Here is a 24244-nt window from a genome sequence, read left to right as displayed (position 1 = left end):
AACGACCGCCCACGGATGACCCTGGGCTGGGCCACCCCAGGTGAGAAGATGACCCAGCTACTTGGTGTTGCAACCACCAGTTGAGCCCGCCGGAGGGGCCGTTTCCTACCAAGATCTTCCCGGCCTCGTCCGCCCGGTCCTACCAGATCTTGCCGGCCTCGTCCGCCTGGTCGCACCAAGATCATTCCGACCTCGTCCGCTCGGCAGCACCGGCAGCGTGGGCAGGAGGGCGTTGGCGGGTGCCGGCGGCGACGCCGAGGGGGTCAGTCGGTCAGCGGGGGGCCGGAGGCCGCGGCGACCCCCTCCAGGTAACCACGCGCCCGCTCGGACTTCGGATAGCGGGCGACGAGCGCCCAGAACCGCGCGTTGTGGCTGGGCACGATGAGGTGTGCGAGCTCGTGCAGGAGCACGTAGTCGATCACCCAGTCGGGCATGTCCTGGACCCGGTGCGAGAGGCGGATCGTGCCGTCGGCCGGGGTGCAGGACCCCCACCGGCCGTTCTGGTTGGTGACCCAGCGGACGCTCGTCGGGACGGCCTGCGTGCCGTACTCGGCGAGGTAGAGCCCGATGAGGCGGGTGGCCCGGGCGAGCAGCTCGGCGTCGGACCGGGCGAGGCGCCCCTCCCGGGCGGCGAGCCGGGCGAGCATCCGGTCGACCCACTCACTCTCCTCGGCCCGGGAGAACTGGTCCGGGATGAGGACGACGACCCGCTCGCCGTCGCGGTACGCGGACACCGTGCGTCGCCGACGCTGGCTGCGCCGCACCTCGACGACCGGCTTCCGCGCCCCTGCCATCAGCGGGCCGCGCAGCCTCGGATTCCTGTCACGAAGGAAAGCTAATGCGTACTGACCAGGGGTCCGCAAGGGTCAACACCCCGACACCCGCCCGGAAAATGGTGATTGGTCGGCAGGAGTCCCAAAAAATCTTTTGTCGAGACGCGGCGATCAGTCGCCGTCACCCTTCGTGGCGGTCCTGCGCGGGTACGCCCGGGGTCCGCACCGTGGCCGGTCGCGGGTGCCGCGAGGCCACTGCCACACCGTAGGTGATCTCCGCGCTGGTCGCAGCTCGGGGGCCCACACGGGGCATTCGGCCGGGTTCGGTCGGCGTGTCCCCGCCAAACTGACTTATCCGACGTAATTCGCCATGCACACTCTCGACGTCGACTTGCTCACAGTGACGAAGCACAGCTGACATGGAACTGCCCAGTCCTGGGTAGGGTCCGCGGACCAGCGGTCACGAGCGTGGCCGCGGAAGAACGACCCAGCGCCGGTGCCCGAGTGGCCCGCCGCCGGGAACCCCGCCGGAACGGCATCGGCCGGCGGACGAGACGAGGAGGGCACCGTGGCCGACCAGGCCCAGACCTACAACGGTTACTGCGTCAAGTGCAAGGAGAAGCGGGACTTCGAGGGCCGCGTCGAGGTCTCGAAGACCGGTATGAACATGGCCAAGGGCAAGTGTCCGGTCTGCGGCACAACAGTGAACCGCATCCTGGGCAAGGCGAAGGTCTGACCCGTACGGATGCGTCGGAGGGGGCGGCCGTCGGCCGCCCCCTCCGGCATGACCGCACCCTGGTCCCGACGCCTGTCGGCTCGCCGACAGGGTTACCCGCGGGTTGTGGATATCCAGGGATTTCTTGTGGAAAACCCTGGACAGACCGCCGCGCACCTGTGGACAACGATCGACGGTGAGCACGGACACGGTCACGATTCGTGTCATGCGCCCTGCCACCCTGCCCCGACCCACCCTCCTGCCGGGGCTCACCAGACTCTGGCGGAACCGGCACACCCTGCAACTCGGCGTCGAGCCCGGCCGCGCCGTACTGCTGGAGATCGCCGATCCCCGGGCCGCCCGCCTGCTCGACCTGCTCGACGGCACCCGGAGCGAACGGGTGGTCCTGGCGCACGCGGTCGCCGCCGAGGTTGCTCCCGACGAGGCCCGTACCCTGCTCGACGCGCTGCGGGCCGCGGGCCTGGTCGTGGCCGCGCACACCCTGCTGCCGAAGGACCTGGCCGGACCGCCCCGGGCCCGGCTCACCGCCGAGGCCGAGGCGCTCGCCCTGGCCTCGGCGCGGCTGCCCGGCACGCCCGCCCAGGTGCTGCGCCGGCGGCTGGCCGCCCGGGTGGTCGTCAGCGGTCCCGGCCGCCTCGGCGCCCCCGTCGCGCTCGCGTTGGCCCAGGCCGGGGTCGGGCACGTGCATCCGGACCTGGCCGGCCCGGTGCGAGCGGCGGACCTGGTCGGCACCGGCATCCCGGCCGCCGCGCTCGGCCGTCCGCTCACCCAGGCGGTACGCGACGCCGTCGAGCGCGCCGCCCCCGGCACGGGCACGGGTCCCCTGCGGCGGGGCCGGGTCGACCTGGTCGTCCAGCTCGGTACGGACCGGCCGGCCGCCCTGCTCGCCGCCGGTCACGCCCAGCGCCGCCAGCCGCACCTGCTGCTCGACCTGCGGGAGGGCGTGCCCGTGGTCGGCCCGTTGGTGCGTCCGCCTGCCGGCCCCTGCCTGCACTGCCTCGACCTGCACCGCGCGGACCGCGACCCGGACTGGCCGGCGCTGGCCGCCCAGCTCGCCACGGGCGCCGGCGAGCAGGCGTGCGCCACCGCGACCCTCCTGGCCGCCGGGGCGTACGCGGTGGCCGAGGCGCTGGCCCACCTCGACGGGGGCGTCCCGGAGACCCTGGGCTGCGCGGTGGAGATCGCCGGGCCGGGGCGGTTCCGCCGCCGGATGTGGCCGCCGCACCCCTCCTGCGGATGCTCCCGGCGTCGCCGGTGACCTCCCTGCAGGGCGGTGACGGGCACCGGCCCGGCGGCAGAGCAGCCGTGGGCCCCCGGAGTCGGTAACAATGGCCGAGTGACCGACATCCCGCGCCGGGCCGTGTCCCGGACCGCCAAGCTCGCCGCTCTGCCGCTCGGCTTCGCCGGTCGGACCGTCCTCGGCATGGGTAAGCGCGTCACCGGGCTCGCCTCCGACGTGATCTCCGCCGAGATCCAGCAACGCACCGCCGAGCAGCTGTTCAGCGTGTTGGGGCAGCTCAAGGGCGGTGCCATGAAGTTCGGGCAGGCGCTGTCGGTCTTCGAGGCCGCCCTGCCGGAGGAGGTCGCCGCCCCCTACCGTCAGGCCCTGACCAAGCTCCAGGAGGCCGCGCCACCGCTGCCGGCCGCCAGCGTGCACAAGGTGCTCGCCGAGCAGCTCGGCCCGGACTGGCGGGACCGGTTCGTGGAGTTCGACGACACCCCCGCCGCCGCGGCCAGCATCGGCCAGGTGCACCGCGCGGTGTGGCGGGAGCCGGGCTACGGCCCCTCCGGCGCGCCGAACACCCGGGACGTCGCCGTCAAGATCCAGTATCCGGGCGCCGGGGACGCGCTGCTCAGCGACCTCAAGCAGCTCTCCCGGCTCGGTGGGATGTTCCGTGCGCTCCAGCCCGGGCTGGACGTCAAGCCGCTTCTGGCGGAGCTACGGGAACGGATCACCGAGGAGCTCGACTACGAGCTGGAGGCCGAGTCGCAGCGCGCCTTCGCCGCCGCGTACGCGGGCGATGCGGAGATCCACATCCCGGCGGTGGTCTCGGCGTCGCCCCGGGTCCTGGTCACCGAGTGGATCGAGGGCACACCGCTGGCGGAGATCATCCGCGAGGGCACGGAGGAGCAGCGCGACGAGGCGGGCCGACTGATGGCCATCCTGCACCTGTCCGCGCCGCAGCGGGCCGGGCTGCTGCACGCCGACCCGCACCCGGGCAACTTCCGGCTGCTGCCCGACGGTCGACTCGGCGTGATCGACTTCGGCGCGGTCGCCCGGATGCCGGAGGGAACGCCCGAGCCGATCGGTCACATCGCCGCACTGGCGCTGCGGGGCGACGCCGACGAGGTGGTGGCGGGCCTGCGCTCGGAGGGTTTCATCGGCTCCACGGAGGAGATCGACGCCCAGGCGGTGCTCGACTTCCTCCGTCCGATGCTGGAGCCCATCGCCGCCGACGAGTTCCGGTTCACCCGGGCCTGGCTGCGCACGGAGGCGACCCGGCTGGCCAGCCCCCGCTCCCCCGCGTACCAGTTGAGCCGGCAGCTCAACCTGCCACCGTCCTACCTGCTCATCCACCGGGTGACGCTCGGCTCGATCGGCGTGCTCTGCCAGCTGGAGGCGAAGGCGCCCTACCGGGGCATCCTGGAGCGGTGGCTGCCCGGCTTCGCCCCGTCGGCCGGTCGCCCCTCGACGGGCGGCTGAGCGGAGGCGGCGCGACCGGACGCGACGCGCGGCCCGGCCGAGCCGGCCCGGCCTAGCCGAGCCGGCCGAGCCGAGCCGGCCGAGCCGAGCCGGCCCGACGGGGCGGCGTGACGAGGGCGGCCCGACGAGGGCGACGTGCCAGGTGCGGCGGGGCGCGGAAAGCGTCGAGGGGCGGGACCGGAATCCGGTCACCGCCCCTCGACTGTCGCGGGGGTACTAGAGAACGCCCAGTTCGCGCGCAGCCTGGTTACGGCTGTTCATGGCGACGGTACGGGCGGAAAGGGTTGCCTCAGTGCTCGTGGTGGTACGACCGGCCTGAGGCCGGCGCATTCGAGCCCGGGACAACGCTTCGTGAAGTAGTTGCATCTCGGCGACTCCGTCAAGGACGTTCAGCATGGTGGCCAGCTCTCTCGTCGCCGGTGTGGCACCGGCGTGGGTGGATTGGATCGGGTGCATGTCAGGCCGCCAGCCGGACCGTGGTGCGCGAATCGGACAGCCCACTGGCCGCCAGTCGCGCCTCGGCCTCGACCCGGAGCGCCGCGTCGCGGGCGAGGTCCTCCTTGCGCGGACGGCCACGGGGCCGCTTGCGCGGGACTACCGCGCCACGCTCGAAGATCTCGCCGCCCCAGACGCCCCAGGGCTCGGCCCGCTCCACCGCCCCGGCCAGGCACTCGACGCGCAGCGGGCAGTCCCCGCAGAGCGACTTGGCCAGCTCGAGCTCGGCGGGCGAGTCGGAGAACCACAGGTCGGGGTCGAACTTCCGGCAGGGCAGGTTCGCCTCCACCTCGACGCTCACGTCGAGCGGGGCCAACGCCAGACTCATCGCCCGGTCACCTCTCTCTCACTTCGATCTCGTGGATCGCGTTTCCGACATACTTGGCGGGCAAAAAACTGAGGCCGCGGATCCCGGTAGCGGGTTCCGCGGCCTCGAGGTGAGCCGGTGGTCTGAGATCAGACCGGTCTACCTCGAGGTGGAACTCCGCGGACGTCCATGTGACGCTTGACTGCATCGACGCCCTTGCCCGTGAAGCCACTGGTCCCCTGGGTTCCGTTCGGCGCGGGGGCGAGGATCAGCTCGGCCTGAGCCTCGACCCGGTGCACCTGGGAAACCTGCGGTCGCGCAGCGGCGAGGGCCACCCGGACAGCCGACAGCGGAGCGACGACAGCGGGCAGCGCCGCCGGACGCTCGCAGATGTAGACGATCTCCATGGGGGCCACCTCCTCTGAGGTTCGCTCGTGCCGATACGGTCTCTACCCCTCGTGAGCAGCCGAAATGGCGCCGCTCGCGAGGTGTGCCATGAGGCTATTCCTCGCCGCGGGGCGAGGGCAAACGAATTTACGGCGAGATTTCGAAAGTTTTCTCTGGGCAGATCTCGTCGACCGTCGCGCCCGCCACCAACGCCAGCACCGCCTCCCCGTAGAGGCCGAGTTTCCGGGGCCCGATGCCGGCGATCGCGATCAGCTCCTCCGCCCGGGCCGGGCGCCGCTCGGCGAGCGCGACCAGCGTGGCGTCGGTGAAGACCACATAGGCCGGTACCCGCTGCCCGCCGGCCACCCGCTGGCGCCACTCGCGCAGCCGTTCGTGCAGCTCCTCGTCGATGTCGGAGGGGCAGGTGGGGCAGCGACCGAGCTTGCGGTCCGGCCCGCCGAGCAGGGTGGCGCCGCAGATCCGGCAGGAGACGATCTGGGTCCGGCGCCGCTCCGGCCGCCGCGCCGCCGGAGCGGCCCCGGCCCGCTCCGCCCCGCCGGAGCGGTCGAGCTGCGGCAGGAACCGCGAGGGCCGCCGGGCCCGCCCGCCCGGGGATCGGGCCGAGGCGTACGACAGCCAGAGCCACTCCCGTGCCCGGGTGAGGCCGACGTAGAGCAGCCGGCGCTCCTCCTCGACCTGCTCGACGGTCTTGGCGTACGTGGTGGGCAGGGTGCCCTCGGAGAGGCCGACCAGGAAGACCGCGTCCCACTCCAGGCCCTTGGCGGAGTGCAGCGAGGCCAGGGTCACCCCGTCGACTGTCGGCACGTGCTGCGCGGCGGCCCGGCGGGCCAGCTCGTCGTTGAAGTCGGCCAGGGTGACCGGGCGCTCGACCGAGGCGGCGGGCCCGATCGGCAGCACCTGCGGGGTGGTGGCGTACTCCTCGGCGAGTTGCACCAGCGCGGCCAGCGCCTCCCAGCGCTCCCGGGCGGCACCGCCGGCCGGGGCGGCGTCGGGGGCCCAGCCGACCGCGGTGAGTGCCTCCACCACGGCGGCGGGCAGCGGGGTCTCCCCCGGTATCGACCGGGTGGCCGCCCGCAGGGCGATGATCGCCTGCCGGACCTCGGCGCGCTCGAAGAACCGCTCCGCTCCCTGCACCACGTACGGCACCTGCGCCTCGGTCAGCGCCTTCTCGTACGCCTCGGACTGCGCGTTGGTCCGGAACAGCACGGCGATCTCCCTCGCCGGGGTGCCGGCGTCGACCAGGGCACGACAGCGGGCGGCCACGGCGTTGGCCTCGGCCGGCTCGTCGGTGAAGATGCGCAGCTCCGGTTCGGGGCCGGGCGGACGCTGGCCGACCAGTTCCAGGCGCAGCCGCGCCTCGGCGCCGCGCGCCTGGGAGATCACCGCGTTGGCCAGCCCGACGACCTGCGGGGTGGAGCGGTAGTCGCGGACCAGCCGGACCACCGTCGCGCCCCGGTACCGGCGCGGGAAGTCGACCAGGTAGGACGAGGTGGCCCCGGTGAACGAGTAGATCGTCTGGCTGGCGTCGCCGACCACGGTCAGGTCGTCCCGCCCGCCCAGCCACGCCTGGAGCAGCCGCTGCTGCAGGGGGTTGACGTCCTGGTACTCGTCGACGACGAAGTGCCGGTACTGGGCGCGGACCTGCTCGGCGACGTCCCGGTGCTCCTCGATGCCCCAGACCGCGGCGCGCAGCATGTCCTCGAAGTCGATCACCCCGTTGGACCGTTTGAGCCGCTCGTACGCCACGAAGACCTCGGCGACCCGGGCCGGCTCGTGCGGGGTGTCCCGTGTCGCCTTGGCCGCCGCGACGACGTACTCCCCCGGCTCCACCAGCGACGACTTGGCCCACTCGATCTCGCCTGCCAGGTCCCGGGCGGCCGCCCGGTCGGTACGCAGCCCGGCCTTGGCCGCGGCGAGGGTCACCAGCCGCACCTTGCTGTCCAGCAGCTCGGGCATGGCCCGCCCCTGAAGCAGCCGGGGCGCGAAGTAGCGCACCTGGCGCAGCGCCGCGGCGTGGAAGGTACGCGCCTGGACGCCGCCCACCCCGAGCGCGGCGAGCCGGGCGCGCATCTCCGCGGCGGCGCGGGCCGTGAAGGTCACCGCGAGCACGTGCCGGGCGGAGATCTCCCCCGAGAGCACCCGGTGGGCGATCCGGGAGGTGACCGCACGGGTCTTGCCGGTGCCGGCGCCGGCCAGGATGCAGACCGGCCCGGCGGGGGCGGTCACCGCCGACCGCTGCTCCGGGTCGAGCCCGGCGAGCACGCGTTCGGATGCTGAGTGAACCACCACAGGGAGGAATTGTCTCAGCTCCACCGGACGTTGCAGCTACTAGCCTGGGCTTGATCGGCAAGCCGCCGTCCGGACCGTTGGAGGACCTGACCATGCTGACCATGTATTCCACCCCCTGGTGCGGCTACTGCCACCGGCTGAAGTCGCAGCTCGACCGGGAGGGCATCGGCTACGAGGTGGTCGACATCGAGCAGGACCCGAAGGCCGCGGAGTTCGTGATGAGCGTCAACGGCGGCAACCAGACCGTCCCGACGCTGCGCTTCGCCGACGGCAGCGCCCTGACCAACCCCTCGATCATCCAGGTCAAGCAGCACCTGGCCACGATCGACGCCTGACCGGCACAGCACCCACCACGAGCGGCCGCCCACCCGGGCGGCCGCTCGTCGCGTTCCCGCCGCAGCGGGGCGGACAGGACGGCTCAGCGCCCCGGGCTCGGCGGCGTGCTGCCGAGCACCTCCTGGCCTCCGGCCCCGCCCCGCCACCCGTCGGTCCCGGCCCGCTGGCCCTCGGACCCGCTCCGCCGGCTGCCGGCCTCGGCCCGGTCCGCGGGGGCGGGCCCGTCGACGGGCCGGCGGGGCGCCGGGATCCGGGCGGGCGGCGGAGGGCTGAGCGTGCGGCCGTGCCAGAGATAGCCGCCCGCGAGCAGGGTGGCCACCCCGATCAGGGCGAACAGGACGCGGTAGTCCAGCACCCCGACGAGCAGCGCCCCCGCGCCGATGGAGAGGGCCTGCGGGCCGCTGACCACGGCCTCCGACGCGGCGGCGACCCGCCCGAGCAGCTCCGACGGGGTACGCCGCTGGATCAGCGTGTGCAGCCCGACCATCGTCAGCGGCAGTGACACCCCGGCCAGCAGCACCGCGACGAAGCCCAGCCACAGGTTCGGGTGGACCAGCGCCAGCGAGGCCGGCCCGAAGAACGCCACCCCGGCGGCGAGCGTGCCCACCTCGCCCGCGCGGCGTACCACGGCCGGAGAGAGCAGCCCGCCGACCAGCCCGCCGACGCCCTGCACGGTGACCAGCACGCCGACGAACGCGGCGTCGCGGCGCAGCCCCTGGTCGACGTACGCGAAGATCAGCGACTCGCTGAAGCCCATCGCCAGCGACCCCAGCCCGTAGCCGAGCAGCGCCCGGCGCAGCGCCGGCTCCCCGGCCAGGTGCCGCAGGCCGGCGCCCACCTCGGCGGGCCAGCGCAGTCCGGGCCCGGCGGGCGGCGCCTCCGTCGTGCGGATCAGGGCCACCACGACGGCCGCCGACAGGAAGCCGGCCATTCCGATGACGGCCAGTATCCAGCCGCCGACGGCCGCGTAGAGACCGGCGCCGGCCAGCGGGCCGACCAGGCGCAGCCCCTGACGCACGGTCTGCAGCACGCCGTTCGCCTCGGCCAGCAGTTCCACCGGCACGAGTTGGCGGATCAGGCCGCTGAGCACCGCGCTGAGGGTGATGTACGACAGGCCGTACAGGGCCGCCACCACGTAGATGACCCACACGTCGGTCCGGTCCCGCACCGCCAGGAGCGGGGTGAGCAGCACGGCCGTCACCAGGTTGGCCGCCACGAAGAACGGGCGTCGGGGATAGCGGTCGACGATCCACCCGACCAGCGGGGCGAGCGTCATCGGGGCGATGACCGCGAAGATGGTGGCGCCGGCCAGCCCGTCCGAGCCGGTCAGGTCCTTCACCCAGATGGCGAGGGCCAGCAGCAGGATCGATTCGGCGGCCATGCTGGCGAGCAGGCCGCCGAAGAGCAGGCGGAAATCCGGGCGGCGCAGGACGGTGCGCATGGGGTCCCTCCGGCGGGGGTGGTGCGCGGCGTGGCGCGGTCGGGGTGTGGCGTGGCCGGGCCGACGCCGCCGTACGAGACGCCGCGCCCTTCCACGGTCCTCTTTTCTGTGAGACACGCCCCCACCGGGACCTCCGGCGGGAGGCGCGCCGTCCATACTGACCGTGGGGGGCGAATTTCATACAGTTACCGTCGCGTCTGCGGCGGTCCACGGGAAAAGAGGACGTCGTGCCTCCTGCCTCACCCAGCCCCATCCTGCGCCGCCGCAGGCTGGGCACCGAACTGCGCCGGTTGCGCGAGGCCGCGGGTCTCACGGGGGACCAGGTCATCGAGCGGATCGGCTGGGCGTCCGCGTCCAAGTTGTCCCGACTGGAAAACGGCCGCAGCCGCCCGGACCCGGACGACGTGGGCGCGCTGCTCGACCTCTACGGCGCCGACGGGGCGCTCCGCCGGGAACTCCTCGGCATCACGCAGGAGGCCGGCGACATCCGCGGCTGGCTGCGGAACTACCCGGTGATGACCCAGCAGCAGCGCAGCTTCGCCGAGCTGGAGGCGGGCTGCGCGGAGATCTCGGAATACAACCCGGTCCTGGTGCCGGGCCTGCTCCAGACGCCGGGCTACGCGTCGGTGCGGATCGCCTCGGCCCGGCAGGTCGGCGAGGAGGCCGGCGATCCGGAGGCCGGGGAGGACGTCGACACCGAGGTGCGGGCCCGGCTGGCCCGCCAGTCGCTGCTCACCCGCGCGGCCGACGCGCCCCGCTACACGGCGGTGCTGGAGGAGGCGGCGCTCGGCGGCCGGACCGCGCCGCCGGAGGTGCTGCGCGAGCAGCTCGTGCAGCTCTGCGAGCTGGAGTTGCTGCCGAACGTCACGCTGCACGTGCTGCCGCGCGACACCCGGATCGGCAACTGGTACCTCCCGCCGACCGCGTTCTCGGTCTACCGGTTCGCCGATCCGCTCGATCCGGAGACGCTGGCGATCGAAGGAGGGTTCACCGACGTCATGTCCACCGAGGCAAACACCATAAATCGCTATAAAGTGGCATTCGAGTGGCTACGCACGGCGGCGCTCTCCGAATCGGACAGCCGCTCCTGGCTGATCGAGGCGACGGGGCGGCTGCCCGGCACGGCGACCGCGCCCAGCGTGGCGTACGGGTCGGCAACGGCGCCGACCCAGCGTCGCCGACACTCCGGGCGCCTGACGGAGCGGTGATCACGCAAGACCGACGTCGGGTCGTGCGGTGCCACTCGTTCCATCGGAGCAGTTCACCTCAGGAGTGGCACGATGAACGAGATCCGCAACATGCCGTCCGTATCCGCCCAGCTCACGAACGCCCCGTGGCGTAAGAGCACGCGCAGTCAGACCTCGAACTGCGTCGAGGTCGCACCACTGAGGACCGGACCGGCCGCGGTGGCCCTGCGCGACAGCAAGGACCAGAGCGGTCCGGTGCTGCTGTTCAATCGGGCGGGCTGGCTGGGCTTCATCACCGGCGCGAAGAACGGCCAGTTCGACCTGAACTGACCCGGCGAGCGTCGCGGGGCCGTCGGCAGTGCGCCGGCGGCCCCGTCGCGTCCGCGTCGTCCCACCCCCGGCGACCAGGCATCCGCTGATCGGACGAGGCTCCGGACCGATCGTCGCGTTTCACTTGATGAGGCCGTCGCGCGGCGTAACATGACGACAGAGTGACGTGGAACTTCCACCCGTTCCCCCACCGTCGCGACTCATCCGGAGACCCGCATGCGGTTCCTGATCGTTCGCACCGACATCCGCGCTGCCGCCGACGTGGACATCGCCGCCGCCTGGGCGTGCGGTGGCCGCCTGCGGGACGAGACCGTCACGCCCGAGCCCCGCCGCCAGATCGTGCACGCCGAGGAGCGCGACGCGGCGCTGCTGCTGGCCCGGGCCCTCGCCACGGTCGGCGCGGTCCGCTCCGGCAGGCAACGGGTCAAGGTGCTCCCGCTCGACGAGCCGGGCCGCGGCCGTCGGGCCGCGCCCGACGACCGTGGCAGCTGACCCGCACCCAGACGTCCGTCGTGGCCGGACCGGCTCCCCCGCCGTGTTCCCTGCCCCAGCCGACCACGACGGCCCGTGTTCCCGGTCCGTGACCGCCGCGGCAACGGCGGCCACGGGCCGGGACCGCACGACCTCCCGGCCACCGCCTTCGGGCGGACCGCCTCAGCAGTGCCCGTCGAACCAGCGGTGGATGAGGAAGAGCGCGATGGACGACGGCGGCGGCAGCACCACCCGGGCGTCGCCGACCTCCACGACCCGTCCCGCCAGGACCGCGCCGATCTCGCTGCGGGAGAACCAGCGGGCGTACGCGATCTCCGTCGGGTCCACCTGCACCGGATGCTCCGGGTCCGCGGTGGCCAGGAAGCCGAGCATCAGCGAGCCGGGAAACGGCCAGGCCTGGCTGCCCACGTACGAGATGTCGTCGATCGGGACGCCGACCTCCTCGCGGACCTCGCGCAGCACCGCCGCCTCGGCCGACTCCCCCGGCTCGACGTAGCCGGCGAGGCAGGAGAACCGGCGCTCGGCGGCGGTGTGCGGCCAGGCGGCGTTGTTACCGAGCAGGCACCGCCCCTCCGGGCCCGCGACGCCGTCGTGCACCAGCACGATCATCGCGGGATCGGTACGCGGCCAGATCCGCTCCCCGGCCGGGTCCACCCGGGACCAGCCGGCCTCGTCCACCTCCGTCGGATGCCCGGTGGCCGACGAGTACCGGTGCCGCAGGTGCCAGTTGACCAGCGCCAGCGCGGTGGTGAACAGCCCGGCGTCGCGGTCGCCGAGCAGGTGCCCGATCTCGCGCAGGTGCGCCGCCCGTGCCCCCGGCACCGCCGGCAACGCGGCGTCCACGGCGAAGACCGGCACCCCGTCCGGCTCGACGCCGAGGAACATCGGCGACGCCGGCTCGGGCAGCCCGGCCGGGTCGAGCAGCACCAGCGACGGCGGCGACGTGTCCGTACGCACCAGCGCCCGGCCGCCGTCGCCGGAGTCGACCACCAGCACCCGGGCCTGGTGCCACGCCTGCGCCAGCCACCCCGGGTCGGTGCGCCGGTGGGCCGCCCGGTCGAGGGTGCAACGGGCCAGCGGCGGCGCTACCTCCCCGTTCACGGCCGCGCCTGCTCGGTGACGACCGGGGCCAGTGCCGCGACCTGCGGTTCGATCCGTTCGGCGTCGCCCAGCACCACGGTGGCCGCGCGGGCCGGCGCGAGGTAGCGGGCCGCCGCCTCGGCCACGTCCGCCACGGTCGCCTTCGCCAGCCGTGCCGCGTGCTCGGCGAGGAACTCCAGACGCAGCCCGCTGCCGGCGTACGCGCTGGTCAGCGAGGCGAGCCCGGCCTGGGTGGACACCCCGAGCTGGAGGGTGCCGAGGGCGTACTGGCGGGCCTGCTCCAGCTCGTCCTCGCGAGGCGCGAGGGTGGCCAGCCGGCCGAGCTCGTACGTCGTCTCCAGCAGCGCCGGCCCGGTGACCTCGGTGGCCACGTCGGCGCCGGCGACCAGCACCGATCCGGCCACCGAGTGCTCGACGACGGAGTGCCCGCCGTACGTGTAGCCCTTGTCCTCGCGGATGTTCTCCACCCAGCGGGAGGAGAAGTAGCCACCGAAGATCAGGTTGGCCAGTTGCAGCGCGGCGTGGTCGGGGTGCGTACGCGGCACCGCCGGCAGCGCCATCCGCAGCGAGGACTGCACCGCCCCCGGTCGGTCGACCAGCAGCAGCGGCCCCGGCTCCAACGGCGGGGCGGGCGGCAGGTCGGCGGTGTGCCCAGCGCCGTTCCACCCCGACAGGGCCTTCTCGGCGGCGTCCAGCGCCCGGTCCGGCTGCACGTCACCGACCAGGACCAGCACCGCGTCGGCGGGGTGCACCCGCTGGGCGTGCAGCGTCCGCAGCACCCCCGGCCGAACCGCCTGGACCGCCTCCGGTTCGGGGGTCTGCACCGCGTACGGGTGGGTGCCGTAGATCCGCCGGAGCAGGGCGGTGCGGGCGAGGTGCGCCGGCTGGCTCCGCGCCACCTGGATGCGGTCGACCAACCGGTCCCGCTCCGTGGCGACGTCGTCGTTCGGGTAGCTCGCGTCGGTCAGCACCTCGGCGAGGATCTCCAGCATCCGGTCGAGCCCGGTGACCAGCGCGGCGCCCGAGAGCATCAGCCGGTCGGGGTCGATCCCGGCGGAGAGCCCGCCGCCGACCTTCTGCAGCTCTGCCGCGATCTGCACGCTGGACATGGTCTGCGTGCCGGAGAGCAGGGTCTGCGCGAGCATGGCGCCCCGGGCGAGGTGGGCGCGGCCGAACGGCATCCACAGCCGCACCTCCACCAGCGGCACCGCCGGCCGGCGTACGGCGATCACGGTGAGCCCGTTGCCCAGCGTGCGCTCGGCCTGCTTCGGCAGCTTGAGCCTGCGGGTCGGGCCGAGCGGTGGCAGCGCCCGGGGCGCGGCCTGTGCGGTTGCCGTCACTGGTCTTCCTTCGTTCGCGACTGCGGGGCTCGCAACCCCGGCTCACTCCTCGCGCTCACCTGTTACCTCCGGGGATGACCTCGATGGACGCGCGACGCTCGGGCCGCAGGGTGGCCGCGGCGGCGCGGACCTGCTCGTCGGTGACCTCGCCGACGAGGCGGGGCAGGTCGTTGAGCAGTCCCGGCTCGCCGCGCTGCTGTTCGAGCACGGCCATCTGCAACGCCCGGCCGAGCACCGCGTCGGTGTCGCGCAGCAGGTGGGTCGCCATCCGCGCCTGGGTGCGGGCCAGTTCGCCCTCGGCCACGCCGTCGGTGGCCAGCCGGTCCAGCTCCTCGTCGACGGTGCGCAGCACCTTGTCCACGTCCCCGCCGGGTGGCAGGTGCGCCTGGAGCAGCAGCGCCGTCGGGTCCCGCACGTCGAACGGGTCACCCATGAAGCCGACGTAGCCGCCGAGGCTGGTCACCGCCCGGTCCCGCTGGACCAGCCGCTCGACCAGCCGGGACGCGTCGCCGTCGGTGAGCACCTCGGCCAGCACGACGTACGGCAGGTAGGCGGCGAAGTCGGTGATCGGGTCGGGGACCCGCCAGGCGCCGGCCACCGCCGGCAGCGGGGCCAGCTTGTCGGTGTAGGAGGTGCGCCGCTCCTCGGTCAGGTCCGGCTCGGTGAAGTCGGGCCGCGGTGGCGCGGGCCGTGCCGGCACGTCGCCGAAGTGCCGTTCGATCAGCATGGTCGCCTCGGCGACGTCGATGTCGCCGCTGACCGCCAGCACCGCGTTGCCGCTCGCGTAGTAGCGGCGGAAGAAGTCGGCAGCGTCGGAGACGGTGGCCGACTCCAGGTCGACGAAGGAGCCGTAGCCGTCGTGCGCGTTCGGGAAGGTGTCGAACATGACCGGTGGCAGGGTCAGCCAGGGAAAGCCGCCGTACGGGCGGTTGAGCACGTTGACCCGGATCTCCTCCTTGACCACGTCGACCTGGTTGCGCAGGTTCTCCTCGGTCAGCCGTGGGCCGCGCATCCGGTCGGCCTCCAGGAACAGCGCCCGCTCCAGGGCGTTGCTGGGCAGGGTCTCGAAGTAGTCGGTGTAGTCCAGGTGGGTGGAGCCGTTGAAGGTGCCACCCGCCCCCTGCACGTGCCGGAAGTGCGCCAGCTTCTCCAGGTTCTCCGAGCCCTGGAACATGAGGTGCTCGAAGAGGTGGGCGAAGCCGGTGCGCCCCTCGGGCTCCGAGCGGATGCCCACGTCGTAGACGACCGCCACCCCGATCACCGGGGCGCTGCGATCCGGGGTCAGGACCACCCGCAGGCCGTTGCCCAGGGTGAACCGCTCGACCGGGTACTTCGTCGCTGGAATTCTCGATCTCCGGGCCGCCACGGGGTCGACCCTAGCGCGTCGGCACCCCCCACCACCGGCGACCTTCGCCCACCGTCGCGACCGGCACGCGGCACCTTCCCCCGCGAGCGGGTACGGCGTCGGGGACATCCGCCGGCAACCCCACTCATCCGGTAGGGGTTGCCGACTTTTTCGGGACGTACGTCCCGGCATGTGGTCGGCCCTTGACGCCAGTTCACCGAATGCCCCAGTCTCCCTACCGACTAAGTAGGAATACTGCGGATTGGATGGACGATGAGACGTCTCCCCATGCGGCGGTGGGTCTCCCTGACCACCCTCGCCGTCGTCGGCGTGGCGGCCCTGGGCGCCGCCGCCTGCGGCGACGACAGCGAGGGCGCGGGCGGCGGCTCCGGCCCGACGACGCTGCGGCTCGGCTACTTCCCCAACATCACCCACGCGCCGGCGGTGGTCGGGGTGGAGAAGGGCATCTTCGCCGGGAAGCTCGGCGGCGACGTCAAGCTGGAGACGAAGACCTTCAACGCCGGCCCCGCCGCCATCGAGGCGATCTTCTCCGGCGCGCTCGACGCCACGTACATCGGTCCGAACCCGACCGTGAACGCCTTCTCGAAGTCCAAGGGCGAGGCCGTCCGGGTCGTCTCGGGCGCGGCCTCCGGCGGCGTCGCCCTCGTCGTCAAGCCCGAGATCACCTCGGTGGAGCAGCTCCGGGGCCGGAAGATCGCCACCCCGCAGCTGGGCAACACCCAGGACGTGGCCATCCGCCACTGGCTCAAGGAGAAGGGCCTCACGACCACCAAGGAGGGTGGCGGCGACGTCAAGATCATTCCGCAGGAGAACGCCCAGACGGTGGAGACGTTCAACAGCGGGGCCATCGACGGCGCCTGGGTGCCCGAGCCGTTCGTGTCCCGGCTGGTCAACGCCGGGGGCAAGGTGCTCGTCGACGAGCGCGACCTCTGGCCGGACCGGAAGTTCGTGATCACCAACCTGATCGTCAGCACCAGGTTTCTCAAGGCCCACCCCGACGTGGTGAAGAAGCTGGTCGAGGGTCAGGTCGCCGCGAACGAGTTCGTCAACGGCAGGCCCGACGAGGCGCACCAGGCCATCTCCGACCACATCGGGAAGATCAGCGGGAAGCCGCTCGACCTCAAGCTGATCAAGCAGGCCTGGCCGACCCTGGAGTTCACCAACGACCCGATCGCCTCGTCGCTGAAGACCGGCCTCGACCACGCCGTCGCGGTCGGGCTGACCCAGCCGGTCAGCCTCGACGGTCTCTACGACCTGACCCACCTCAACGAGGTGCTCAAGGGCCAGGGCAAACCCGAAGTCGGCCAGCCATGACGTCGACCACGACGGCGCCCCGCAGCGCGACCGGCTCGGTCGCGCTGCACGGCGTCACCAAGGTGTACGGGCGCCGGGCGAACGCCGTCGTCGCCCTGGACGGGGTCTCCCTCGACGTCACGCCCGGCGAGTTCGTCTGCCTGGTCGGGGCCTCCGGCTGCGGCAAGAGCACCCTGCTCAACCTGGTCGCCGGCCTGGACCGGCCGAGCGGCGGGCGGATCACCCTCGACGAGGGCGTCGAGGCGGGCCTGATGTTCCAGGAACCGGCCCTCTTCCCCTGGCTGACCGTCGAGGGCAACGTCGAGGTGCCGCTGAAGCTGCGCGGGCTGCCCCGGGCCGCCCGCCGGGACCGGGTCGCCGAACTGCTGTCGGCCGTGCACCTGGCCGACTTCGGCCGCAAGCGCCCGCACGAGCTCTCCGGCGGCATGCGTCAGCGGGTGGCGCTGGCCCGCACCCTCGCCCTGGACACGCCGGTGCTGCTGATGGACGAGCCGTTCGGCGCGCTCGACGCCATGACCCGCGACATCCTGCACGACGAGCTGGAACGGATCTGGACCGAGCGGCGACCCACCGTGCTCTTCGTGACGCACAACGTCCGCGAGGCGGCCCGGCTCGCCGACCGGATCGTCCTGCTGTCCAGCCGGCCCGGCCGGATCATCTGGTCCACCCCGGTCGACGTGCCCCGGCCGCGCCGCATCGACTCCCCCGAGGTCGCCGCCATCGCCGCCGAGGTCACCGACCGCCTGCGTACGGAGGTGGGCCGCCATGGCCGGTGACACCCTCGCCACCGCCTTGCGCACCGACGCGGAGATCTCGGGGTTGGACGCCCTGGAGCTGGCCGGACGGGAGAAGAGCCGCAGCCGGGCCAGCCGGCTCTGGGCGGCGACCTGGCCGAAGCTCGCCGCCCTCGCCCTCGCCCTCGGCGCCTGGCAGGCCGTGGTCTGGACCGGTTGGAAGCCCGAGTACTCGCTGCCCGGCCCGGCGGCCGTGGGTCAGGAGCTGCTCCGGCAGGTCAGCGGCGTACAGCTCTGGGACGGGCTGGCCACCACCCTGCGCCGGGCGGCCCTCGGCTACCTCTTCTCGGTCGCCGTCGGCCTGCTGCTCGGCCTCGCGGTGGCCCGGTCGCGGATCCTGCGGGCCGCGATCGGCTCGATGATCACCGCGTTGCAGACCATGCCGTCGATCGCCTGGTTCCCGCTGGCGATCCTGCTGTTCGAGCTGAGCGAGAAGGCGATCTTCTTCGTGGTGGTGCTCGGCGCCGCGCCGTCCATCGCCAACGGCGTCATCGCCGGCGTCGACTACGTGCCGCCGCTGCTGCTGCGGGCCGGCCGCAACCTCGGCGCCCGGGGGCTGGACCTCTACCGGTACGTCATCGCGCCCGCCGCGCTGCCGGCCATCGTGGCCGGTCTCAAGCAGGGTTGGGCGTTCTCCTGGCGCAGCCTGATGGCCGGCGAGCTGATCGTGGTCGGCATCTCGCAGACGTCGCTGGGCGCGCAGCTGACCTACTCGCGGGAACTGTCCGACTCACCCTGGCTGATCTCCACCATGATCGTGATCCTGGTGCTGGGCCTCGCGGTGGACGCCGCGTTCGGGGCGGCGGACAAGGCCATCCGGCGTCGTTGGGGTGTGCTGGACCAGGCGGGTCAGTGACGTGTACGTCTCCGCACGCAGCGACTACGCGCTCCGGACCACCCTCGCCGATCTGCTGGGCGCGCGACCGCGCCCGGCCGGCGCCGGGGACACCCGCGCCCGCTGACCGCGCACCGGTTCCCGCGCCGACGGGCCGACGGCGGGCAGGTGGGGCCCGGCGACGGTCAGCCGGCGGTGGTCGCCGGCCGCTCCGTCGGGCTGCGAAGCTCGACGGGAGCGGCCGGCGCGGCCCCCTCCCGGGTGGCGTGCCACGGCGTGAACACCGCGACCGTGGCGAGCAGCAGCCCGGCCAGCGCCACCGCGAGCACCAGCAACAGTTCCCGCACCGCGCCCGAGCTGGCGTCGCCCCCCATGATCTACCCCTCCCCGCCGGGCGGTCCCGCGCCCGGATCTTCCCCCACCCTCAGCTTCCACCACCCACGGCGGCGGAAACAGTCACCGATCGGACGCAACATCCGCTGATTCCAGACTCAGCCGGCTCCGGGCACGAGTGCCCGGAGCCGGCTGAGGAGCAGGGAGTAGAGGGTCGGTCAGGAGGCGTGCGGGGTGCGGGGACGGCGCGAGCGACGGGGCCGGCCCGAGGCGCGGTGCGGAGCCCGACCACCCTCGCCGCCACGACCGCCCGACCGGCCACCGGCGGAACCCGCGGTGGTCGCCTGCGGCGGGGGCGGCGCGATCGTCACCGGCACGCCGGACGGTTCCCGGGCACCGGTGACCCGGGCCAGGGCCTCGTCGCCGGGACGCACCTGGACGGACTCGGGACGGATACCGGCGGTGGACATCAACCGCGACACGTCCCGGCGCTGCTCCGGCAGGACCAGCGTGACCACCGTGCCGGACTCCCCCGCCCGGGCGGTACGCCCGCCACGGTGCAGGTAGTCCTTCGCCTCGGTGGGCGGATCCACGTTGACCACCATGTCCAGCCCGTCGACGTGGATGCCCCGGGCCGCCACGTCGGTGGCGACCAGCGCCGTCACCTGCCCGGTGCGGAACTGCTCCAGGATCCGGGTGCGCTGCGGCTGCGACTTGCCGCCATGCAGCGCGGCCGCGCGTACCCCCTTGGCGAGCAGCTGGCGGGCGAGCCGGTCGGCGCGGTGCTTGGTGCCCATGAACATGATGGTGCGGCCCTCACGGGCGGCGATCCAGGTCAGCGCGGCCGGCTTGTCCACCGCGTCGACGTGCAGCACGTGGTGGGTCATCGCAGTCACGGTGGCGGTGCCCGGGTCCACCGAGTGCGAGACCGGGTTGCTGAGGAAGCGGCGCACCAGGCGGTCCACGCCGCCGTCGAGGGTGGCCGAGAAGAGCATCCGCTGCCCGTTCGGGGCGACCTGCTCCAGCAGCTTGGTGACCTGCGGCAGGAAGCCCATGTCGGCCATCTGGTCGGCCTCGTCGAGCACGGTGATGCCGACCTGGTCCAGCCGGGCGTCACCGCGGTTGATCAGGTCGTGCAGCCGGCCGGGGGTGGCCACGACCAGCTCGGCGCCGGCGCGCAGGGCGTCGGCCTGGCGTTGCAGCGAGAGCCCGCCGACGACGGTGGCGCAGCGCAGCCCGACGGCGCGGGCGTACGGGTCGAGCGCGGTGGTGACCTGCTGGGCCAGCTCACGGGTCGGCACCAGCACCAGGGCCAGCGGACGGCCCGCGCGGGCCCGACGGCCGGCGATGCGGGACAGCAGGGGAAGCCCGAAGGCGAGCGTCTTGCCGGAGCCGGTGCGGCCGCGGCCGAGCACGTCGCGGCCGGCGAGCGAGTCCGGCAGGGTCGCCGACTGGATCGGGAACGGCTCGGTGATGCCCTGGGCGGTCAACTCGGCGAGAAGCGCCGGAGCCAGCCCGGTAAGGGCGAACGAGGGTACGACGGTGGTCAAGCGGAAGCCTTCCTCGACGCGGCACGTGTCGAGGGAGGGCGCCGGAGACGGCGCTGTCACCGGCGGAGCAGGCCGCGGGTGACTCACAAGCACGAACCGAAAGGGGTACGGGCCCCGGCCCGCCGCCGTTCGCCGCCTGCTCACGCAGGTCGACGGGGCGGCGGACCGGTCCCGTCACCGACGCCCGGAGGGCGCGGTGGGTGTTACCTGGAAGATCCGAAGATCAGAGCGGGCGGATGTTCTCCGCCTGCGGGCCCTTCTGGCCCTGGGTCACCTCGAACTCGACCCGCTGGTTCTCGTCCAGGCTCCGGTAGCCGGAGGACTGGATCGCCGAGAAGTGGGCGAAGACGTCGGCGCCGCCGCCGTCCGGGGTGATGAAGCCGAAGCCCTTGTCAGCGTTGAACCACTTGACGGTGCCAATAGCCATTTTTGTTTCGTCTCCTTGACGGAACGTCGAACCCGCACTTGTTGCGGGCTCGAAGAGGAGCGCGCCACGCGGAACTGCCTGGCTCGCTTGTCGCTTCTGGTCGCCCCGCCCGGAGAACTCCGGACACAACAAAGAGCGCCTGGGCCACAATCCTCCAGGCGCACACAGAGTCTCTGGGAACCATAACTGCAACGCGACCAACCTATCACGGATTCGGCTCCGCGCCACCGTCTGCCGGAATTTCCGGTACGGAGGCGATCAGCGCGGTCAGGCCGTCGCCGTCGAGCAGGTCCGCCGGGCGCACCGTCACCCCGTCCCGCACGTAGTGGAACGCGGCCCCCACCCGCTCCACCGGCACCCCGGCCAGCTCCGCCCAGGCCAGCCGGTAGACCGCGAGCTGCACGGCGGCCACGTCGGCGGCGGCGCCGACGGGCTGCCGGCCGGTCTTCCAGTCCACCACGTCGAACCGCCCGCCCGGACGGGCGAAGACGGCGTCCATCCGCCCCCGGACCACCACTCCGGCGATCACCGTGGCGAAGGGCACCTCGACCTCGACCGGCACCCGGTCGGCCCACTCGCTGGTCAGGAAGCGTTCCTGGAGTTCGGCCAGCGCCTCGTCCGGCGCGGCGTCCGCGTCGGCCGCGCCCGGCAGCTCGTCAAGGTCGAGCAGCCGGTCGGCGCCGAACCGCTGCTCCAGCCAGGTGTGGAAGGCGGTGCCCCGGCGGGCGTACGGATTGGGCTCGGTGGGCACCGGGCGGCGCAGCGCGCGGGCCAGCGCCACCGGATCCCGGCGCAGCGCCACCAGCTGGGTCACCGACAGGTGGCCGGGCAGGGCCACCTCGACCGCGCCGGACTGCCGGGTCAACTCGGCCCGCTCGGCGAGCAGCAGGTCGGCCTCCCGCCGCCACCGCACCACGTCCGCGTCGTCGGCCGGCCCGTCCAGGCCCTCGCCGGCGGTGCCGTCGCCGTCGGCCGGCGGTCGCCCGGCCGTGTCGCCGTCAGCCGGCGGTCGCCCGGCCGTGTCGCCGTCAGCCGGCGGTCGCCCGGCCCCGTCGCCGTCGGCGAGGAAGCGGCGGACCAGGGCGGCCGCCTCGGCCAGCGCCGGCCGGCGGGCGCCCAGCGGATCGGCCGGCCACTCGGCACGCAGCACCACCTCGGTCGTCGGGTTGACGGCGTCGCCCGGCGGCTCCGGCGCCCACTCGTCGACCAGGTGCCCCGCGCCGGCGTCCAGGCAGGCGTCGTGCACCTCCCGCAGCAGCACCGACGGGCCGCGCGGCCGTTTCGTGCCCTCGCCCCACCAGTAGCCCGAGCAGAGCAGCAACCGGCGGGGCCGCGTCACCGCCACGTACGCCAGCCGGCGCTCCTCCCGCTCGTCGTGCGCCCGCCAGGCGTCGGTGAAGTTCTCGACCGCCCGGGCCACCGCCCGCTGGTCCCCGGCCTCCGCCAGACCCAGCTGCGGCAGCCCGTCGGCGTCACCGCGCAGCGGGAACGGCAGCACGCCCAGCCCGCCCAGCCAGTGGTCGGAGTTGCGCACCGGTCCCGGCCAGACGCCCCGGCTCAGCCCGGCCACCGCCACCACGTCCCACTCCAGGCCCTTCGCGGCGTGCGCGGTGAGGATCTGCACCGCGCCCTCCACCACCTCCACCTCGCCCGGGGTGAGGCCGCGCTCCTCGTCCTCGGCGGCGGCCAGGTAGGCCAGGAAGCCCGACAGGGTGGCCCCCGGGGTCTCCCCGCTGAACCGGGCGGCCACGTCGCCGAGCGCGTCCAGGTGCCCCCGGGCCAGGCCGGCATCGCCGGCCCCGTCCCGGCCCGCCCGCACCGCCACCTCCACGTCCAGGCCGATCGTCCGCTCGATGTCCGCGATCAGCTCCGGCAGGGACTGGTCCAGCCGGTAGCGCAGCAGGCCCAGCTCCCGGGCGTACGCCCGCAGCCGCGCGTAGCCCTCCGCCGAGTAGGCCTGTGCCGGGCCCAGGTCGGCCAGCGCCTCGACCAGCGTCGCCTCGTCGAGCAGGTCCGGGCTGATCTCCGGGGTGCCGTCGTCGGCCAGCCTGCGCCGCGCCGCCGCGATGGCCTTCGCCCGGCGGTGCAGGGCCACCAGGTCGCGGGGGCCGATCCGCCAGCGTGCGCCGGTCAGCAGGCGCAGCAGCGCGGCCCCGTCCGTCGGATCGGCCAGCACCCGCAGCGTGCACACCACGTCGCGCACCTCGGGGGTGTCCAGCAGACCGCCCAGGCCGACCACCTCGACCGGCAGGCCGCGGTCGCGCAGTGCCGACTCGATCGCCGGGATCTGGCTGCGCAGCCGCACGAGCACGGCGGTCGTGGGCCGCTGCGCCACCGGGATGTGCTCGGGCAGCACGCCGGGCATTCCCGCCGCGCCCCGCCAGGCGTGCAGCACGCTGTCGGCGATCCAGTCGGCCTCGTCGGCGTACGTCCGCAGCAGGGCGCAGTGGACGGTGCCGCCGGCGGCGCCGCGGGCGCTGCGGTGCGGGACCGGTTCCCTGACGCTCATCGCCGCGTGCAGCTCCGGCACCCGGGCACCGGCGGCCCGCAGCGGGGTGGCCAGGGCGTTGGCGACGCCCAGGATCTCGGGCCGGTTGCGCCAGCTCGTGGTGAGGCTCAGCACCTCGGCCGGCGTGCCGTCGCCACGGGCGAACTCCGTCTGGAAGCGGTCCAGGGTGCCGGCGCTCGCCCCCCGCCAACCGTAGATCGACTGGCACGGGTCGCCGACCGCCGTCACCGGGTGCCCGCCGCCGAAGAGCGCGTTGAGCAGCACCACCTGGGCGTGGCTGGTGTCCTGGTACTCGTCGAGCAGCACCACCCGGAAGCGATCCCGCTCGATCTCGCCGACGCCCGGGTGTTCCCGGGCCACCCGCGCCGCCCGGGCGAGCTGGTCGGCGAAGTCCATCGCCTCGAAGTCCTCCTTGCGCCGGGCGTACGCGCGGACCAGCGGGAGCAGCTTCAGCCGGGTCTGCTGCAGTTGCAGCGCCTTTCGCACGTCGGCGTAGACCCGGCCGGGGCGCGCCTGCACCTCGGCGAAGAAGCGGCCCGTCCACGCGGCCAGCGCGTCCGGGTCGACCAGGTGCTCGTCCAGCTCGCCGGCGAGCGCCAGCACCGCGTCGGTGACCGTGCTCGGCATCCGGTCCACCCCGGACATGTCGCCGTCGTAGTTGCGCACCAGCAGGTCGACGAGCTGCCAGCGGGACGCCTCGGTGAGCAGCCGGGTCGACGGCTCGTAGCCGGCCCGCAGCCCGTGCTCGGTGACGATCCGGCCGGCGTACGAGTGGTAGGTGGAGACCGTCGGCTCCCCGGCCAGCGGGTCGTCGAGCGGGTCGCGCCCCCGCCGCCCGAGCCGGCGCACCAACTGGTCCAGCCGGGTACGCACCCGGTGCGCCAACTCCCCGGCGGCCTTGCGGGTGAAGGTGAGCCCCAGCACCTGCTCCGGGCGCACGTACGAGTTGGCGACCAGCCAGACCACCCGGGCGGCCATCGTCTCGGTCTTGCCGGACCCGGCGCCCGCGACCACCAGCAGCGGCTCGACGGGGGCGGCGATGATCGCCGCCTGTTCCCGGGTCGGCGCGGGCAACCGCAGCAGCTTCGCCAGCTCCACCGGGGTGTACCGGGGGCCGGCGTCGGCGACCCGGGGCACCGGGGCCGCGCTGCTGAACAGGGCGGGCTGCGTCACCGCA

At 73.7% G+C, this 24244-nt stretch carries 22 protein-coding genes; 10 read left to right on the top strand and 12 right to left on the bottom strand.

Annotated elements, in window-relative coordinates; genetic code table 11:
• Positions 1–263: 263 nt before the first annotated feature.
• Positions 264–794, bottom strand: a complete 531-nt coding sequence (locus V6U77_RS15070) for a M48 metallopeptidase family protein (RefSeq protein ID WP_334606940.1) — start codon at positions 792–794, stop codon at positions 264–266.
• Between the two features lie 547 nt (positions 795–1341).
• Here V6U77_RS15070 and V6U77_RS15065 point away from each other — a divergent pair.
• From V6U77_RS15065 to V6U77_RS15055, 3 genes are all read left to right on the top strand, one after another.
• The gene (locus tag V6U77_RS15065) at positions 1342–1509 is read left to right on the top strand and encodes a DUF5679 domain-containing protein (protein WP_012014940.1); all 168 of its coding nucleotides are present in this window, start codon (positions 1342–1344) and stop codon (positions 1507–1509) included.
• 205 nt (positions 1510–1714) lie between these two features.
• The gene (locus tag V6U77_RS15060; RefSeq protein ID WP_334606939.1) at positions 1715–2767 is read left to right on the top strand and encodes a TOMM precursor leader peptide-binding protein; all 1053 of its coding nucleotides are present in this window, start codon (positions 1715–1717) and stop codon (positions 2765–2767) included.
• 78 nt (positions 2768–2845) lie between these two features.
• A complete protein-coding gene (locus tag V6U77_RS15055; RefSeq protein ID WP_334606938.1) occupies positions 2846–4213 on the top strand; it encodes an ABC1 kinase family protein in 1368 nt (455 codons plus the stop codon).
• A 457-nt stretch (positions 4214–4670) separates the two neighbouring features.
• Here the strand turns inward: V6U77_RS15055 and V6U77_RS15050 are convergent, their stop codons facing one another.
• From V6U77_RS15050 to V6U77_RS15040, 3 genes are all read right to left on the bottom strand, one after another.
• Complete coding sequence (locus V6U77_RS15050; RefSeq protein ID WP_334606937.1) at positions 4671–5036, bottom strand: WhiB family transcriptional regulator; 366 nt, start codon at positions 5034–5036, stop codon at positions 4671–4673.
• Between the two features lie 128 nt (positions 5037–5164).
• On the bottom strand, positions 5165–5422 hold the full coding sequence (locus V6U77_RS15045; RefSeq protein ID WP_334606936.1) for a hypothetical protein: 258 nt from the start codon (positions 5420–5422) through the stop codon (positions 5165–5167).
• 127 nt (positions 5423–5549) lie between these two features.
• A complete protein-coding gene (locus V6U77_RS15040) occupies positions 5550–7712 on the bottom strand; it encodes an ATP-dependent DNA helicase UvrD2 (protein WP_334606935.1) in 2163 nt (720 codons plus the stop codon).
• Positions 7713–7804: 92 nt separating this feature from the next.
• Here V6U77_RS15040 and V6U77_RS15035 point away from each other — a divergent pair, with 92 nt between their 5' ends.
• The gene (locus V6U77_RS15035) at positions 7805–8047 is read left to right on the top strand and encodes a mycoredoxin (protein WP_334606934.1); all 243 of its coding nucleotides are present in this window, start codon (positions 7805–7807) and stop codon (positions 8045–8047) included.
• Positions 8048–8130: 83 nt separating this feature from the next.
• Here the strand turns inward: V6U77_RS15035 and V6U77_RS15030 are convergent, their stop codons facing one another.
• Positions 8131–9489 carry an MFS transporter gene (locus V6U77_RS15030; protein WP_442934433.1) on the bottom strand — a complete coding sequence of 453 codons (1359 nt, stop codon included), beginning with the start codon at positions 9487–9489 and terminating at the stop codon, positions 8131–8133.
• A 227-nt stretch (positions 9490–9716) separates the two neighbouring features.
• Here V6U77_RS15030 and V6U77_RS15025 point away from each other — a divergent pair, with 227 nt between their 5' ends.
• The 3 genes from V6U77_RS15025 (at position 9717) to V6U77_RS15015 (ending at position 11498) form a co-directional block, all read left to right on the top strand.
• On the top strand, positions 9717–10697 hold the full coding sequence (locus tag V6U77_RS15025) for a helix-turn-helix domain-containing protein (protein ID WP_334606933.1): 981 nt from the start codon (positions 9717–9719) through the stop codon (positions 10695–10697).
• Between the two features lie 72 nt (positions 10698–10769).
• The gene (locus tag V6U77_RS15020; RefSeq protein WP_334606932.1) at positions 10770–11006 is read left to right on the top strand and encodes a DUF397 domain-containing protein; all 237 of its coding nucleotides are present in this window, start codon (positions 10770–10772) and stop codon (positions 11004–11006) included.
• Between the two features lie 216 nt (positions 11007–11222).
• A complete protein-coding gene (locus tag V6U77_RS15015; RefSeq protein ID WP_334606931.1) occupies positions 11223–11498 on the top strand; it encodes a hypothetical protein in 276 nt (91 codons plus the stop codon).
• 162 nt (positions 11499–11660) lie between these two features.
• On the opposite strand, the gene nudC is transcribed toward V6U77_RS15015, so the two are convergent.
• The 3 genes from nudC to V6U77_RS15000 are packed head-to-tail and all read right to left on the bottom strand — an operon-like array spanning position 11661 to position 15305.
• Positions 11661–12599 carry an NAD(+) diphosphatase gene (gene nudC, locus V6U77_RS15010; protein WP_334606930.1) on the bottom strand — a complete coding sequence of 313 codons (939 nt, stop codon included), beginning with the start codon at positions 12597–12599 and terminating at the stop codon, positions 11661–11663.
• Positions 12596–13939: a M16 family metallopeptidase gene (locus V6U77_RS15005; RefSeq protein ID WP_334606929.1), complete on the bottom strand. Its 1344-nt coding sequence runs from the start codon at positions 13937–13939 to the stop codon at positions 12596–12598. The genes nudC and V6U77_RS15005 overlap by 4 nt, the downstream gene beginning before the upstream one ends.
• Before the next feature lie 55 nt (positions 13940–13994).
• Positions 13995–15305: a M16 family metallopeptidase gene (locus tag V6U77_RS15000; RefSeq protein WP_334606928.1), complete on the bottom strand. Its 1311-nt coding sequence runs from the start codon at positions 15303–15305 to the stop codon at positions 13995–13997.
• 252 nt (positions 15306–15557) lie between these two features.
• On the opposite strand from V6U77_RS15000, the gene V6U77_RS14995 reads away from it, so the two are divergent.
• From V6U77_RS14995 to V6U77_RS14985, 3 genes are read left to right on the top strand one after another with little or no spacing between them, the layout of a single operon-like run.
• Positions 15558–16619, top strand: a complete 1062-nt coding sequence (locus V6U77_RS14995; RefSeq protein WP_334606927.1) for an ABC transporter substrate-binding protein — start codon at positions 15558–15560, stop codon at positions 16617–16619.
• A complete protein-coding gene (locus V6U77_RS14990) occupies positions 16616–17395 on the top strand; it encodes an ABC transporter ATP-binding protein (RefSeq protein ID WP_334606926.1) in 780 nt (259 codons plus the stop codon). Before V6U77_RS14995 ends, V6U77_RS14990 begins: the two co-directional genes overlap by 4 nt.
• Entirely contained in the window at positions 17385–18269 is an 885-nt protein-coding gene (locus V6U77_RS14985; RefSeq protein ID WP_334606925.1) for an ABC transporter permease, read from the top strand. The genes V6U77_RS14990 and V6U77_RS14985 overlap by 11 nt, the downstream gene beginning before the upstream one ends.
• A gap of 164 nt (positions 18270–18433) precedes the next feature.
• On the opposite strand, the gene V6U77_RS14980 is transcribed toward V6U77_RS14985, so the two are convergent.
• From V6U77_RS14980 to V6U77_RS14965, 4 genes are all read right to left on the bottom strand, one after another.
• Positions 18434–18622, bottom strand: a complete 189-nt coding sequence (locus tag V6U77_RS14980; RefSeq protein ID WP_334606924.1) for a hypothetical protein — start codon at positions 18620–18622, stop codon at positions 18434–18436.
• Between the two features lie 177 nt (positions 18623–18799).
• Positions 18800–20131 (bottom strand): DEAD/DEAH box helicase, encoded by a 1332-nt coding sequence (locus V6U77_RS14975; RefSeq protein WP_334606923.1) that lies wholly within the window; start codon positions 20129–20131, stop codon positions 18800–18802.
• Positions 20132–20354: 223 nt separating this feature from the next.
• Entirely contained in the window at positions 20355–20558 is a 204-nt protein-coding gene (gene cspE / locus V6U77_RS14970; protein WP_007464836.1) for a transcription antiterminator/RNA stability regulator CspE, read from the bottom strand.
• Positions 20559–20763: 205 nt separating this feature from the next.
• Positions 20764–24240: an ATP-dependent helicase gene (locus V6U77_RS14965; RefSeq protein ID WP_334606922.1), complete on the bottom strand. Its 3477-nt coding sequence runs from the start codon at positions 24238–24240 to the stop codon at positions 20764–20766.
• Positions 24241–24244: the final 4 nt, after the last annotated feature.

Source organism: Micromonospora sp. CPCC 205546 (genome assembly GCF_036902715.1).
Taxonomy (GTDB): domain Bacteria; phylum Actinomycetota; class Actinomycetes; order Mycobacteriales; family Micromonosporaceae; genus Micromonospora.
This window is presented reverse-complemented; position numbering and strand designations above follow the sequence as displayed.

What these genes read in the sequence shown, in the direction of transcription:
- V6U77_RS14985 (WP_334606925.1), top strand. Translation starts at nt 17,385, where the DNA reads ATGGCCGGTGACACCCTCGCCACCGCCTTGCGCACCGACGCGGAGATC.
- V6U77_RS15020 (WP_334606932.1), top strand. Translation starts at nt 10,770, where the DNA reads ATGAACGAGATCCGCAACATGCCGTCCGTATCCGCCCAGCTCACGAAC.
- V6U77_RS15015 (WP_334606931.1), top strand. Translation starts at nt 11,223, where the DNA reads ATGCGGTTCCTGATCGTTCGCACCGACATCCGCGCTGCCGCCGACGTG.
- V6U77_RS15060 (WP_334606939.1), top strand. Translation starts at nt 1,715, where the DNA reads ATGCGCCCTGCCACCCTGCCCCGACCCACCCTCCTGCCGGGGCTCACC.
- V6U77_RS14990 (WP_334606926.1), top strand. Translation starts at nt 16,616, where the DNA reads ATGACGTCGACCACGACGGCGCCCCGCAGCGCGACCGGCTCGGTCGCG.
- V6U77_RS14980 (WP_334606924.1), bottom strand. Translation starts at nt 18,622, where the DNA reads ATGGGGGGCGACGCCAGCTCGGGCGCGGTGCGGGAACTGTTGCTGGTG.
- V6U77_RS15035 (WP_334606934.1), top strand. Translation starts at nt 7,805, where the DNA reads ATGCTGACCATGTATTCCACCCCCTGGTGCGGCTACTGCCACCGGCTG.
- V6U77_RS15050 (WP_334606937.1), bottom strand. Translation starts at nt 5,036, where the DNA reads ATGAGTCTGGCGTTGGCCCCGCTCGACGTGAGCGTCGAGGTGGAGGCG.
- V6U77_RS15070 (WP_334606940.1), bottom strand. Translation starts at nt 794, where the DNA reads ATGGCAGGGGCGCGGAAGCCGGTCGTCGAGGTGCGGCGCAGCCAGCGT.
- V6U77_RS15045 (WP_334606936.1), bottom strand. Translation starts at nt 5,422, where the DNA reads ATGGAGATCGTCTACATCTGCGAGCGTCCGGCGGCGCTGCCCGCTGTC.
- V6U77_RS14995 (WP_334606927.1), top strand. Translation starts at nt 15,558, where the DNA reads ATGAGACGTCTCCCCATGCGGCGGTGGGTCTCCCTGACCACCCTCGCC.
- V6U77_RS15030 (WP_442934433.1), bottom strand. Translation starts at nt 9,489, where the DNA reads ATGCGCACCGTCCTGCGCCGCCCGGATTTCCGCCTGCTCTTCGGCGGC.
- cspE (WP_007464836.1), bottom strand. Translation starts at nt 20,558, where the DNA reads ATGGCTATTGGCACCGTCAAGTGGTTCAACGCTGACAAGGGCTTCGGC.